At 65.3% G+C, this 12,927-nt stretch carries 13 protein-coding genes; 9 read left to right on the forward strand and 4 right to left on the reverse strand.

Going from position 1 to position 12,927, the window contains the following annotated elements; all coding sequences use genetic code 11:
• Positions 1-241: 241 nt before the first annotated feature.
• Positions 242-769 (reverse strand): SH3 domain-containing protein, encoded by a 528-nt coding sequence (locus Q7U29_RS17980; RefSeq protein ID WP_304743706.1) that lies wholly within the window; start codon positions 767-769, stop codon positions 242-244.
• A 426-nt stretch (positions 770-1,195) separates the two neighbouring features.
• Here Q7U29_RS17980 and Q7U29_RS17985 point away from each other — a divergent pair, with 426 nt between their 5' ends.
• Positions 1,196-2,197, forward strand: coding sequence for a D-glycerate dehydrogenase (locus tag Q7U29_RS17985; protein ID WP_304743708.1), 1,002 nt, complete (start codon positions 1,196-1,198; stop codon positions 2,195-2,197).
• A gap of 217 nt (positions 2,198-2,414) precedes the next feature.
• Here the strand turns inward: Q7U29_RS17985 and Q7U29_RS17990 are convergent, their stop codons facing one another.
• On the reverse strand, positions 2,415-3,224 hold the full coding sequence (locus Q7U29_RS17990; protein ID WP_304743709.1) for a molybdopterin-synthase adenylyltransferase MoeB: 810 nt from the start codon (positions 3,222-3,224) through the stop codon (positions 2,415-2,417).
• A 143-nt stretch (positions 3,225-3,367) separates the two neighbouring features.
• On the opposite strand from Q7U29_RS17990, the gene Q7U29_RS17995 reads away from it, so the two are divergent.
• The 4 genes from Q7U29_RS17995 (at position 3,368) to Q7U29_RS18010 (ending at position 6,054) form a co-directional block, all read left to right on the forward strand.
• A complete protein-coding gene (locus Q7U29_RS17995) occupies positions 3,368-4,720 on the forward strand; it encodes a serine protease (protein WP_304743711.1) in 1,353 nt (450 codons plus the stop codon).
• 137 nt (positions 4,721-4,857) lie between these two features.
• Entirely contained in the window at positions 4,858-5,370 is a 513-nt protein-coding gene (locus Q7U29_RS18000; protein WP_304743712.1) for a hypothetical protein, read from the forward strand.
• Positions 5,371-5,379: 9 nt separating this feature from the next.
• Complete coding sequence (locus tag Q7U29_RS18005; RefSeq protein WP_304743713.1) at positions 5,380-5,625, forward strand: hypothetical protein; 246 nt, start codon at positions 5,380-5,382, stop codon at positions 5,623-5,625.
• A 9-nt stretch (positions 5,626-5,634) separates the two neighbouring features.
• Entirely contained in the window at positions 5,635-6,054 is a 420-nt protein-coding gene (locus Q7U29_RS18010) for a hypothetical protein (RefSeq protein ID WP_304743715.1), read from the forward strand.
• 32 nt (positions 6,055-6,086) lie between these two features.
• Here the strand turns inward: Q7U29_RS18010 and ggt are convergent, their stop codons facing one another.
• The gene (gene ggt / locus Q7U29_RS18015; RefSeq protein WP_304743717.1) at positions 6,087-7,766 is read right to left on the reverse strand and encodes a gamma-glutamyltransferase; all 1,680 of its coding nucleotides are present in this window, start codon (positions 7,764-7,766) and stop codon (positions 6,087-6,089) included.
• Positions 7,767-8,051: 285 nt separating this feature from the next.
• Between ggt and Q7U29_RS18020 the strand changes: the two genes are divergently transcribed.
• Positions 8,052-8,810 (forward strand): ParA family protein, encoded by a 759-nt coding sequence (locus Q7U29_RS18020; RefSeq protein WP_304743718.1) that lies wholly within the window; start codon positions 8,052-8,054, stop codon positions 8,808-8,810.
• A 227-nt stretch (positions 8,811-9,037) separates the two neighbouring features.
• Here the strand turns inward: Q7U29_RS18020 and mutM are convergent, their stop codons facing one another.
• The gene (gene mutM / locus Q7U29_RS18025) at positions 9,038-9,916 is read right to left on the reverse strand and encodes a bifunctional DNA-formamidopyrimidine glycosylase/DNA-(apurinic or apyrimidinic site) lyase (RefSeq protein ID WP_304743719.1); all 879 of its coding nucleotides are present in this window, start codon (positions 9,914-9,916) and stop codon (positions 9,038-9,040) included.
• Between the two features lie 81 nt (positions 9,917-9,997).
• On the opposite strand from mutM, the gene ubiE reads away from it, so the two are divergent.
• The 3 genes from ubiE to Q7U29_RS18040 all read left to right on the forward strand — a co-directional run.
• Positions 9,998-10,759 (forward strand): bifunctional demethylmenaquinone methyltransferase/2-methoxy-6-polyprenyl-1,4-benzoquinol methylase UbiE, encoded by a 762-nt coding sequence (ubiE, locus tag Q7U29_RS18030; protein WP_304743720.1) that lies wholly within the window; start codon positions 9,998-10,000, stop codon positions 10,757-10,759.
• The gene (gene ubiB, locus Q7U29_RS18035) at positions 10,756-12,330 is read left to right on the forward strand and encodes a 2-polyprenylphenol 6-hydroxylase (RefSeq protein ID WP_304743722.1); all 1,575 of its coding nucleotides are present in this window, start codon (positions 10,756-10,758) and stop codon (positions 12,328-12,330) included. The genes ubiE and ubiB overlap by 4 nt, the downstream gene beginning before the upstream one ends.
• A 55-nt stretch (positions 12,331-12,385) precedes the next feature.
• A partial coding sequence (locus tag Q7U29_RS18040) for a flavoprotein (RefSeq protein ID WP_304743724.1) occupies positions 12,386-12,927 on the forward strand: 542 nt, incomplete at its 3' end.

Here is a 12,927-nt window from a genome sequence, read left to right on the forward strand (position 1 = left end):
ATCCTCGGAGTACCGGCGCTGCTGGAAGCGCTGGAGCCCTCTACCGCCTGACGAAGATTCTTGTGCCCTCCGTAAACGCCGCCGTGTCCTAATCCAAAAAAACCGCGACTTCTCACACAGCCTGGAACGCAGGGACCCATAAACACAAATGTTGATCGTTGATAGAAGGCGTCTACTCAGCCGCCTTTATCGATAGGCCGCGGCGTATGGGTCCCTGCGTTCGCAGGGACGACGGTGCAAATCAATCCACCTTCTCGTCGGCATAGACGCCCCACAGGCGCTGCTGCTCGATCCAGCCGTCGAAGCCGTTGCCGATGACGCGGCACCAGCCGGCCACGCACTTCTTCACCTGGGCGACGACACCGGCCTGCAGGCGGGCGGCGACCGCGCTGGCCGGGTCGGCGCGATCGTACAGCGGCGCGAGTTCGTCCTTGGCCTTCATGGTGATGACGGCGGTGCGGCGGCCCGACAGCAGCGAGTGATAGACCCAGCCCTCGGCGCCCTCGGAATCGCGGACCCGGCGCCAGTTCTCGAATTCGGCGGTGATCTCAACCGGCAGGCCGGAGCGGGTGTAGACCCAGGCGACGTCATTGTCCTTGGTCGGACCGGCCCGGACGTTCACATGGTCGGATTTGAGGCTGACATAGCGCGGCAGCGGCAGGCCGCTGGTGGTCTGGCCCGATTCCTTGGCCGAAAACCCCGGAACGGCCGACGCCCCCAGCATGCAGCCCGTGAGCACCACCAACTTGCAAAAACGCCTCAACACCATCAACTCGTCTCCTGCCGAGAAACCAACTCAAATTCTTCGAGCTGAAACACCGGGAATGCCGAACCCCTGTACCCCTGCCCGACCGCCCCCGCGTCGCGCCCCCCGCAATCCTTCGTTCCCGGGCGGCCTGCCCGGTTCTTGTCCTGGGTTCTTGTCTTGGCCCGGCCTTCTGCTAGAGAGGACGGAACGCTCTGAACTAGGACGAACCCGGAATTTTCCGCCGGAAACCAGCGGGAAATATCGGGGAACCCAAGAAAACCAAAAGAAAACTACAAAAAACTACAAGAAAACGATCAGCAAGCCGTGACCAAACACCGGGACCGCGCGGCCCGCCGCAGTGTCGAACAACCGGGTTAATGAGGCCTCAACGGCGGGCCGTTTGACGATCGAAGGGGATGACGAGCTACAGACTCGTGAGAGCAGGAAATGCCGGTCAAGAAAAAGCCTCTCGTTGTCGTCACGCGCAAGCTGCCGGACTCGATCGAGACCCGGATGCGCGAGCTGTTCGACGCCCGGCTCAACCTCGACGACACGCCGATGACGCCGGAACAGCTCGCCGAGGCGGTGCGGACCGCCGATGTGCTGGTGCCCACCGTCACCGATGAAATCACCGAACAGCTTCTCAACGACCCCGAATGCAAGCTGCGGCTGATCGCCAATTTCGGTAACGGCGTCGACAATATCGACGTGACCGCAGCCCATGCGCGCGGCATCACCGTCACCAACACCCCGAAAGTCCTGACCGAAGACACTGCCGACATGACCATGGCGCTGATCCTGGCGGTGCCGCGGCGGCTGATCGAGGGCGCCTCGATCCTCACCGAGGGCAAGAACTGGCCGGGCTGGTCGCCGACCTGGATGCTCGGCCATCGTATCGGCGGCAAGCGCCTCGGGATCATCGGCATGGGCCGCATCGGCCAGGCCGTGGCGCGCCGCGCCCGCGCTTTCGGCCTGCAGATCCACTATCACAACCGCCGCCCGGTCGCGCCTGTCATCGCCGACGAATTGGGCGCGACCTATTGGGAAAGCCTCGACCAGATGCTGGCGCGGATGGACATCATCTCGGTGAACTGTCCGCATACGCCTGCGACGTTTCACCTGCTGTCGGCGCGGCGGCTGAAGCTGATCCGCAAGGACGCCTATATCGTCAACACCGCGCGCGGCGAGGTGATCGACGAGGACACGCTGATCAAGCTGCTGGAAACCGGCGAGATCGGCGGCGCCGGTCTCGACGTGTTCGAGAACGAACCCGCGGTCAATCCCAAGCTGGTGCGGCTCGCCAGGGCCGGCAAGGTCTCGCTGCTGCCGCATATGGGTTCGGCCACCATCGAGGGCCGCGTCGAGATGGGCGAGAAGGTGATCATCAATATCCGCACCTTCCTCGACAACCACAAGCCGCCGGACCGCGTGCTGCCCAGCATGCTGTGAGGCCGGCAGGGCCGTTTGCACAAATTCGCGAAAACAACCCCATGCACAGTAGGCTGCCTCGACCCGCAGCCCTTGCCGCCCATGCTTCGAGACGCTCGCGTCGCTCGCTCCTCAGCATGAGGTTGTTGTGTTTCAACAGATTCACACCTCATGCTGAGGAGGCCACGTAGTGGCCGTCTCGAAGCATGGGCCGCAACACCGATTGTAGTTCCAGGTACTAAATTTCGTTCAGGTATCCGCTCAAATCCACAATCGTTGGCGCATCGCCGTTGAGCGGATTGGACGGGTCGCGCTTGTAGCGCAGGGTCTCGAACCGCATCGCGCGGGCGTCGACCATCAACAGCCGGCCGACCAGCCCTTCGCCGAAACCGACGATCTCGCGGATCGCCTCCAGCGCCATCATCGATCCCAGCACCCCCGCGAGCGCGCCCAGCACGCCGGCTTCGGCGCAGGCCGGCACCGTGCCCGCCGGCGGCGGTTCGGGAAACAGGCAGCGATAGGTCGGGTTTAACTCGCCCTCGGCATTGGTCTCATGGGCGCGGATCGTGGTCAGCGATCCGTCGAACATGCCGAGCGCCGCCGTGATCAGCGGCTTGCCGGCGAGGAAGCATGCATCCGACACCAGATAGCGGGTTTCGAAATTGTCGGAGCCGTCGAGCACCAGATCGTAACTGCCGATCAACTCCATCGCATTGCCGGCGGTCAGCCGCGAGGCATGCGCGGCGAAGCGGACGTGAGGATTGAGCGCGTAGATCTGCCCGGCGGCGCTGTCGACCTTCTGGCGGCCGATGTCAGGCGTCGAATGAATGATCTGGCGCTGCAGATTGGACAGCGACACCATGTCATCGTCGACCGCGCCCAGCGTGCCGACGCCGGCCGCCGCGAGATACATCAGCGCGGGCGCGCCGAGGCCGCCGGCGCCGATCACCAGCACCGCGGCTTCCTTCAGCGCGGCCTGGCCGGGGCCGCCAACCTCGCGCAGCACGATGTGGCGGGCGTATCGCTCGAGTTCCTCGGCGCTCAGCATGGTAAGGCCAGATCCTGTTTTCCGGCATCAATCTTACCACGCGCTGTGGCCGGGGCGTCCAATATTCCCTGAACCTTCGCTCAGCTGTTGCCGACCCAGCAGATGTGCTTAATTGCACTGACTTCAATGGACCGGGACCTGTCATGAGATCGTTGCTGACGGCAACATTGATGTTCGCAGCGATGGGGGCTTCCGCCCAGGCCCAGCTGACGCCACCGGCCACGGCAGGCGCCAGGCCGAAGCCGGTCACGACCGTGCCGATCCGCCCCGCGCTGCAGACCCCGGCCGATACCGCCAAGGCGATGCCGCAGGCGGAGCGTCAGGCGATCCAGTCGGATCTGGCCTGGGTCGGCCAGTACAATGGCGCGATCACGGGCGAAGTCAGCGAGCGCATGGTCGCCGCCATCAAGGAATTCCAGAAGGGCCGCGGCGGCAAGCAGACCGGCGTGCTCAACCCGCAGGAACGCGGCATCCTCGCCGAGACGGCGAAGCGCAAGCAGGAAAACGTCGGCTGGAAGATCGTCACCGATATGGGCACCGGCGCACGTTTGGGCGTGCCGACCAAACTGGTGCCGCAGCAAGCCACCGACGCCAATGGCAGCAAATGGACGTCCGCCACCGGCACCGTGCAGATCCAGCTGTCGCGGCGCAAGGAAGCCAATCCGACCACCGCCAAACTCGCCGAGCTGGAAAAGAAGGAGCCCGCCGGGCGCAAGATCGACTACACCGTGGTCAAGCCGGACTTCTTCGTGCTGTCGGGCTTGCAGGGCCTGAAGAAATTCTATGTGCGCGGAACGTTCAAGGGCGACGAGGTCCGCATCCTCACCATCCTGTACGACCAGGCCGTCGAAAACACCGTCGAGCCGGTGGTGATCGCGATGTCGAGCGCCTTCAACCCGTTCCCGGCGGGCGCGCAGGCCGCCGGCCCGCCGCCGCGCAAGACCGTCGAATACGGCACCGGCATTGTCGTCAGCGGCGACGGCGCCATCCTTGCCGATCGTCAGGTCACCGACAGCTGTCTCGCGATAGCGATCGCCGGCCATGGCAACGCCGACCGCGTCGCCGAGGACAAGGATCACGATCTCGCACTGCTGCGCATCTACGGCGCGCGCGGGCTAACGCCGCTGAACCTCGGCAATGGCGCGGCTAAATCCAGCGTCGAATTGACGGGGATCGCCGATCCGCAGAACCAGGCCGGCCGCGCCGCGGCGAGCAGCGTCAAGGCGTCGATCACGCCAGGCGGTAGTGGCAGCGAATTGTCGCCGGCGCCGGGGTTGGGTTTTTCCGGCGCAGCGGCGCTCGATACCGACGGCAAATTCGCAGGGATCGCGCTGTTGAAGCCGGTGCTGGTGGCGGGACCGGCCAATGCCGCAGCCGCGGCGCTGGTGTCAGCCGATACCGTGCGCGGCTTCCTCAGAGCCAATGGCGTCACTGCGGCGGGCGGATCGACGGACGCCAAGGCGTCCGTGGTGCGCGTGATCTGCGTGCGGAAGTAGCGCGAAACCATGCCGAGAGCCGCGCGCCGGCCAGCGCAGGGGCGCTGCCGGATTGTTGACGTGGATCAACGCCGGTGAGGCTGATTGCCGCTCCAATTCACCATTCATTTCGGTAAGCCATTTCACGGGGCATGACCATGAAACGCCTTTTGACGACGACGGTCGCAATGCTCGCCGTCTGCATCGCCGGCTCCGGTTCGGCGGTTGCGCAATCCCCGCCGCTGCCGACGCCCTTCGTCGAGGAGGTCATGGTCAAGACCTCGCTGCTGACCTTCAACGACGCCAACCTGACCGGCAACTACGCCGTGATGTACGCCAAAATGGCCAAGCCGTTCCGCGACAGGTTCAGCGCCGATACCCTGAAGCAGGCCTTCAAGGTGTTCGCCGGCAAGCACATCGACACCATCGCGGCGAAGCCGATCGTTTCGACCAGCCCGGCAAAATTCGCAAGCAACGGATCGCTGATGCTGCGTGGCTATTTCGACACGACGCCGAGCCGCCTCAGCTATGAACTCGACTTCGCGGTTTCGGAAGGCGAGCTGAAGCTGATTGCGATCGACGTGAAGGTCCGGGATACATCGACCAGCGACGCCGGCGGCACCGGACTCCTCACCCATGGGGCCACCGATTTTTCCGCCGCCGGCAAGTGAGGTGCTAATATGACCGGCACGGTCGAACCGGTAGCCACCTGGCGCAAGGTGCTCGCCGCCATCCTCGACTTCGTAACGGTGTTCTTCGGCGGTGGCTACGCGATCGGCTACTTGACCGGCAGCGTTACTGCCGAGGGATTCAAGCTGGAGGGCATGCCGGCGCTTGTCCTGTTCGCGCTGCTCATCATCTATTTCGTCGCCGGCAGCAAATATCTGGGCGGCACGATCTGGCAGCGCATCCTGTACACGCACTGAGGAGAAAAAGTGCCCGACCCGTCGTCCGAACAGGATCTGTTGGCTGCGCTGAAAGCCCGGCTTGGCGCGCTCGGTCTGACCGTCCATGAGGACGGGCAAGGATTGACGGGCGAAGCCCAGCCGATCCGGTCGAAATGGTGGCTCGGCGCCCGCACCGTCAACTACCGGATGTCGTGCCGGCCTTCGCAAGCGGATCGCACGGTGCAGTTTCGCGAAGCCGTCATCGAATCGAGCTGGGGTCTGCCGCCACCCACGGCCACCGTCGAAAAGACCAATTTGACCGGCTCGAAACTATCCGGCCAACGCAACGACGTCTCGGCGGAAGGCGGCGGCGGCACGATCGACTACGCCCGGATACGCAATGCCGTGGAACAGGCCGTGGTCGCCGCCGGCTGGAAGTTCCACCTGCAGGGTGGCCGCCTGCCCTGACGAACGCGCGCGGCTGCGCAATCCCGCGCCGGTCACGCCAGCCCGAACCGGATGCCCGCGCGCGCGAGGCCTCCGGCGAGGGCGACCGGCGTGCCGTCGGCGCGCCAGCACGCCGCGCCCGACATCGAGCCGTCCTTGTGGAACTGGATCGCGTTCATACCGCCGGCCACGGTCGGCACCGCCAGCACCTGATGCCCCATCAATGCCAGCGCCGCGCGAATGCTGTCGGCAACCGTCGCCTCGACCTCCAGCGCATTGCCTTCGGTCCAGACCCTGGGCGCCTCGACCGCCTCCTGCAGGCTCATGCCGTGATCGATCAGATTGATCAGCGCCTGCATGGCGCTCGGGAAAATCTTTTTGCCGCCGGGCAGGCCCAGCGCATAGACGAGCTTGCCGTCGCGCAGCGCCATGACAGGCGACATCGACGTGGTGACGCGCTTGCCCGGCGCCAGCGACAGCGCGTGGCCCGGCCGGGGATCGTACAGGTTCATGTAATTGTTCGGCACCGTGCCGAGGCCGGGAATCAGGATTTTGGCGCCGAACAGATTGTTGATGGTCTGTGTGGTCGCGACCACGTTGCCAAACGCGTCCGCTGCGGTCATGTGGGTGGTGTGCGCGCCCTCGAACTGCGCTACCCCGGCGCTCCATTTCAGCGCACGCTTCGGATTGATCGCACCGCGGCGCTCCCTGGCATAGTCCTTCGAGGTCAGCCGCTCCACCGGTACGCCGACAAAATCCGGATCGCCGCTGGCGGCGGCGCGATCGGCAAAGGCGATCTTCAACACCTCGGCGAGATAATGGATGGTCTGCGCGGTGCCGAAGCCGAGCGCCGCGATGTCGTAACCCTCCAGAATATTCAGCATCTGCGCGATGTGCACGCCGGAGGCGGCGGGCGGCGGCGGCCCGAGGATCTGCCAGCCGCGATAATCGGCCCGGATCGGCGCGCGCTCGACGGTCTTGTAGGAGGTCAGGTCCTGGCGCGTGATGAAGCCGCCATTGGCCTTCATGTAATCGACGAGGACGTCGCCGAGCGGACCCGTATAGAGCGCGGCGTCACCATGCTGCGCAATATAGCCCAGCGTCTCGGCATATTCCGATTGCACGACGCGCTCGCCGGCCTTCAGCGGCGTACCATCAGGCAGATAGATCGCCGAGATCGCCTTGTCCTTCAGCATCTCGGCCGCGCCGTCGCTGATGCATTCATGCAGATAGGGCGTCGCCGCATAGCCGCGCGAGGCGTGCCGGATCGCGGGCTGCATCACATCGGCGAGCGGCATGGTGCCGAACCGCCGCAACGTCTCGCACCAGGCCTTGAGCGAGCCGGGCACCGCGACTGCCTTCGGGCCGTTCAGGTTCTCGTCGCCGACGGTATCGAACACATCATGGGCCGAGCCCGGCTTCGAGCGATAGGTATCCGGCCTCACCGCAAGGGGAACGGTGCTTTGGCCGTCAATGAAACGGTGACTGCCATCGGCAAGACGAATGTGCGCCATGCCGCCGCCGATGATGCCGACCATCATCGGCTCGACCACGGTCAGCGTGAACAGCGTAGCGATCGCGGCATCGATGGCGTTGCCGCCGGCGGCGAGCATCTCCAAACCCGCGGCCGAGGCCAGCGGATGATTGCTGACCACCATGCCTCGGCTGCCCGATGCCGGCTGCTTCTGACACTCGAAGACGGTGTCGGTGCGATCGCGCCAGTTGCCGGTCATGCTTTGCCATCCTCTGTCTTCCGTGCATCGGCTGCTCGTTGTTTTTGGCAGGGTGGACAACCCTGACGGTTATCCGAGCAGAGCTTCGCGGGACCGTATTCTCCCGGAATAGCCAGACACCTCAAAAAGGGTACCGTCGAACAGTTAGGTGATTCGGACAGCCGCGATCCAGGACCATTTCAGGATCGGGCCGGCAGTCCTGAGCGAGAATGCTCGGCATCGCAGAATGTGATGCATCAGTAGAGCGTACCGCAAATCCCTCAAGAATTCTTCAAAGGAACTACAATGCATACGATCGTTCTAGCCACCCAAAAGGGTGGTAGCGGCAAGAGTACGCTCGCCATCGGCCTCGCGCTGGCGGCCATCCAGGCCGGGCACACCGTTCGCCTGATCGAGACCGATCCGCAAGGCACGCTCTCGAACTGGCAGGGGCGCCGCCCCTATGCCGAGCCGCTGGTCGAGCCGGTCTACAGCGCCGGCGATATCGAGGGCAAGCTGCAGTCGCTGGACCGCAGCGGCGTGACCCTCGTTATCATCGACACCGCCGGCGGCACCAGTGCCGCGACCACGGCGGCCATTCGCTATTCCGATCTGTGCCTGATCCCGTCGCGCCCGAGCGTTGCCGATGTCGAAGCCACCGCATCGACGCTGAACCTCGCCCGCGCCTGGAATACGCCGTTTGCCTTCGTCCTCAACCAGACCCCGATCCGCGGCCAGCGCGTCAGCAACGCCGCGATCGTCCTCGGCGACGAGATATCGAACGATCTCGCCAGCGTGGTCGCGCAGCCCTACATCGTCATGCGTAACGATCACCAGGATGCGCTGGGCCTCGGATTGGCGGTCATCGAATACGCGCCATCAGGCAAATCGGCCGACGAAGTCCGCGGCCTCTGGCAGTGGGTCGATACCAGGCTGAACGGCGGCGTGAGCGCCGACGAGCCGCTGATGATCAGCGCGCTCCCGGCCTCGCCCGACATCGTGCCCACGATGTTCCTGGAGGCCCCGGCGGAACAAGCTGGGTACGTTTCCTGGAGTGGCCTGTAGCCCACAATGCGACGACGCGTGGGCGCGCTTGCGTCCACTCGTCATTCCCAATCGCGTTGAGCTCCTGAACCCAATCGCTCGGGAGCGCCACCAAGACCAGGCTCCGCGCAGGGCATTGCGCAGAGGAAGGCGACGAAGCAATCCGGCACCCAGCCCCGCCGGATTGCTTCGCCGAGCCCGTCACCGGGCGGCGCGCTTTGCGCCGACCCGGTGGCTCGCTTGCTGATTCACTTCTGGCATTTCGGGCACCAGAAGGTCGAACGCCCGTTCTGGGTGAACCGCTTGACGATGCCGCCGCATCTGGCGGTCTGGCATGGCTCGCCTTCGCGGTCGTAGACCTGGAACGAATGCTGGAAATAGCCGAGTTCGCCCGAGGTCTGGCGATGATCGCGCAGCGACGAGCCGCCGGCCTTGATGGCCTGGTTGAGCACGCCGTGAATGGCGCCCACCAGCCGTCTGGCGTGATCGGTGGGCTCGTTTTTTTTCGCCAGCGTCGCAGCCGACCTGCGCGGCGACAGCTTTGAGCGATACAGCGCCTCGCAGACATAGATGTTGCCGAGGCCCGCGACCACACGCTGGTCTAGCAGGGCGGCCTTCAGGCTGGTCTTCTTGTCGGCGCAGGCGCGCGCCAGCATGGTGGCGTCGAATTCATTGCCGAGCGGTTCGGGGCCGAGCCCCTTCAGCAACGGCTCCTGCTCCAGCGCGTGGCGCGCGATGATCTTCATGTAGCCGAAACGGCGCGGATCGTTGAAAACAACCGATGCGCCCGACGACATGTGAAACACCACATGATCATGCGCGCGGTCGTCGCCCCGCGGATGGTGGAATTGGCCTGGCGATGTGCTCCCCTCATCGGCGACCACGCGGAACGAGCCCGACATCCCCAGATGCATCAACAGCACGTCGCCCGAGCCGAGATCGGCCATCAGATATTTGGCGCGGCGGCCGAGCCCGGTGACGGTCTGGCCCTCCAGCCTCGCGATAAAATCCTTCTGGAACGGAAACCGCAGATCCTTGCGCCGGGCCTCGGCTTTCGCGATCAGAAATCCCTCCATGACGGGCTGCAGGCCGCGGCGGACGGTCTCGACTTCGGGCAATTCGGGCATACCGGGGCGTTCACCTTGAGGACGTGACGTGATAGCGCCATTGCGGCGGGCGCGCTATGGTCCGCCGACGGAGAAAAGTTGATGGACCGACCGGACCAGACCACGCATTTTGGCTTCAGGGACGTCCCCCTCGGGGACAAGCAGACGCTGGTGAACGACGTGTTCCACAGCGTGGCGCAGCGCTACGACCTGATGAACGATCTGATGTCGGTCGGCCTGCACCGGGTCTGGAAGGACCTGATGATCAACGCGCTCAATCCGCCGCGCGCGGATACGCCGTTTGCGCTGCTCGACGTCGCCGGCGGCACCGGCGACATCGCCTTTCGCGCCGCCAGGGCGGCGGGCGCAGGCTTTCGGGCCACCGTCTGCGACATCAATTCCGACATGCTCGAGGTCGGCCGCACCCGCGCCGCGGCACGGCATCTCGACGACCGGGTGTCGTTTGTCGAGGGCAATGCCGAGGCGCTGGCTTTCCCGGATCGCAGCTTCGACGCCTACACCATCGCGTTCGGCATCCGCAATGTGCCGCGGATCGATCTCGCGCTCTCGGAAGCCTGGCGGGTGCTGAAGCCGGGCGGGCGGTTTCTGTGCCTCGAGTTCTCCACCGTCGACATGCCAGGGCTCGACCGCATCTACGACCTGTTTTCGTTCAAGGTGATTCCGCCGCTCGGGCGCGCGGTGACCGGCGACGCCGAATCCTATCAGTACCTCGTCGAATCGATCCGCAAATTCCCCAAGCCGAATGCGTTCGCCGAGATGATGCGCACAGCCGGCTTTTCCCGCGCCAGCTGGCAGAGTTTTTCGGGCGGCATCGTGGCGTTGCATTCGGGCTGGCGTTTGTGATTTCTGCAATGACCCACATCGCGCGGCTCGCCCGCGCCGGTTTCGTGTTCGCGCGCGAGGGCGTTTTCAGCGTGGTCGATCCCTCGCTGGTGCCGCCGCCCGGGCAACTGGCGCTGCGCATCGCCCGGCTGATCGAGCGTCCCGGCGCCAAATCCGGCCCGCGGCTGTCGCGCGCGCTGACCCGGCTCGGGCCGGCCTATCTCAAGCTCGGACAGTTTCTCGCCACCAGGCCTGACGTGGTCGGCGCCAGCATGGCGCGCGACCTGGAGAGCCTGCAGGACCGGCTGCCGCCGTTTGCGCAGGAAGAAGCCGAAGCCGTCATCGCGGCATCGCTGGAACGCACCGTGGCGCAGGCGTTTACGAGCTTTGGGCCCGCGGTCGCCGCAGCCTCGATCGCGCAGGTGCATCGCGCGGAAACCGAGCGGGACGGTGTCCGCACATCGGTCGCGGTCAAGGTGCTGCGCCCCGACGTCGCCGCGCGTTTCCGCCGCGACCTCGCCGACTTCTTCTTCGTCGCGCACAAGGCCGAGGCGCATTCGGCGGAAGCCCGGCGGCTGCGGCTGATCGAGGTCATCAATACGATGTCGCGCTCCGTCGCGATGGAGATGGATCTGCGGCTGGAGGCGGCAGCCCTCTCCGAGATGGCGGAAAATACCCGCGACGATCCGGATTTTCGCGTGCCCACGGTCGACTGGGACCGCACCACGCACAACGTGCTGACGATGGAATGGATCGACGGCATCGCGCTGAGCGACCATGCGCGGCTGGAGCAATCGCAGGTCGACCTGCCCGAGCTCGGGCGCAAGGTGATCCAGAGTTTCCTGCGCCACGCGCTGCGCGACGGCTTCTTTCATGCCGACATGCATCCCGGCAATCTGTTTCTCGACGATGCCGGCCGCCTGGTCGCGGTCGATTTCGGCATCATGGGCCGGCTCGGCATGAAGGAGCGCCGCTTCCTCGCCGAAATCCTGCTGGGCTTCATCACCCGCAATTATCGCCGCGTCGCGGAAGTACATTTCGAGGCCGGCTATGTGCCGGCGCATCACTCGGTGGAGAATTTCGCGCAGGCGATCCGCGCCATCGGCGAGCCGATCCATAACCGCGTCGCCGAGGAAATCTCGATGGCGAAGCTGTTGACCCTGCTGCTCGAGGTCACCGGCCTGTTCGACATGCGGACCCGCCCCGAACTGATCCTGCTGCAGAAGACCATGGTGGTGGTCGAGGGCGTGGCGCGCGGTTTCGATCCGAAACTGGATATCTGGAAGGTCGCCGACCCCGTGGTTCGCGAATGGATCGAGCGCAATCTCGGACCCATCGGGCGCATTCAGGGTGCTGCAGCCGGCGCCGGCGAGCTGGGTCGGGTGCTGGGCGCCCTGCCGTCGCTCGCCTCGCGCTCGGTCGCCGTGCTGGAGCAGCTGGAAACCATGACCCGGGAGGGCATTACGCTGTCGCCGGAGACGATTGCAGCACTGGGCCGATCCGAGGGGCGCAAAAACCGCGCGCGCACCCTGGCGCTCTGGATCATCGCTGGGACCTTCATCGCGATCCTGTTCGCCGTCCGCCAACTCTGATTGCAATGCCTGCATTCTATGCTAGCATTGCGATCGATATTTCGGGATATCGTCCGTGGCCAGCCTGACTATCCGAAAACTCGATGATGCCATCCGGAACGAGCTGCGGTTGCGCGCCGCCCGCAACGGCCGATCGGTCGAGGACGAGGTGCGGGTGATTTTGCGCGAGGCGGCGCATTACCCCTCGCCGACCCTCGCCACGCCGCCGGCCGTCCTCCAGGCGCCGTCAGCGGATCGCGGGCCTCGCGCCGCCCACAGCCTGCCGCGCGTCACCCTGATCATCGGCGGCGGCATCGCGGCCTACAAGGCGCTGGATCTGATCCGGCGGCTGAAGGAGCGCCAGATTCACGTCCGCTGCGTGCTGACCCGCGCCGCGCAGCAATTCGTCACGCCGCTTTCCGCCAGCGCGCTGTCGAACGAGCGCGCCTACACCGATCTGTTCGATGCCGCGAGCGAGTTCGACGCCGGCCATATCCGTCTCGGCCGCGACTGCGACCTGATCGTGGTGGCGCCCGCGACCGCCGACCTGATGGCCAAGATGGCGCAGGGCCATGCCGACGATCTCGCCAGCGCCATCCTGCTCGCGGCCAACCGGCC

Source organism: Bradyrhizobium sp., from assembly GCF_030654605.1.
In the GTDB taxonomy this organism is placed as follows: domain Bacteria; phylum Pseudomonadota; class Alphaproteobacteria; order Rhizobiales; family Xanthobacteraceae; genus Bradyrhizobium.

Bases quoted from the DNA above. Each gene is read 5' to 3' on its own strand.
- Q7U29_RS17980 (WP_304743706.1), bottom strand. From the start codon at position 769: ATGGTGTTGAGGCGTTTTTGCAAGTTGGTGGTGCTCACGGGCTGCATG.
- Q7U29_RS17985 (WP_304743708.1), top strand. From the start codon at position 1,196: ATGCCGGTCAAGAAAAAGCCTCTCGTTGTCGTCACGCGCAAGCTGCCG.
- Q7U29_RS17990 (WP_304743709.1), bottom strand. From the start codon at position 3,224: ATGCTGAGCGCCGAGGAACTCGAGCGATACGCCCGCCACATCGTGCTG.
- Q7U29_RS17995 (WP_304743711.1), top strand. From the start codon at position 3,368: ATGAGATCGTTGCTGACGGCAACATTGATGTTCGCAGCGATGGGGGCT.
- Q7U29_RS18000 (WP_304743712.1), top strand. From the start codon at position 4,858: ATGAAACGCCTTTTGACGACGACGGTCGCAATGCTCGCCGTCTGCATC.
- Q7U29_RS18005 (WP_304743713.1), top strand. From the start codon at position 5,380: ATGACCGGCACGGTCGAACCGGTAGCCACCTGGCGCAAGGTGCTCGCC.
- ggt (WP_304743717.1), bottom strand. From the start codon at position 7,766: ATGACCGGCAACTGGCGCGATCGCACCGACACCGTCTTCGAGTGTCAG.
- Q7U29_RS18020 (WP_304743718.1), top strand. From the start codon at position 8,052: ATGCATACGATCGTTCTAGCCACCCAAAAGGGTGGTAGCGGCAAGAGT.
- mutM (WP_304743719.1), bottom strand. From the start codon at position 9,916: ATGCCCGAATTGCCCGAAGTCGAGACCGTCCGCCGCGGCCTGCAGCCC.
- ubiE (WP_304743720.1), top strand. From the start codon at position 9,998: ATGGACCGACCGGACCAGACCACGCATTTTGGCTTCAGGGACGTCCCC.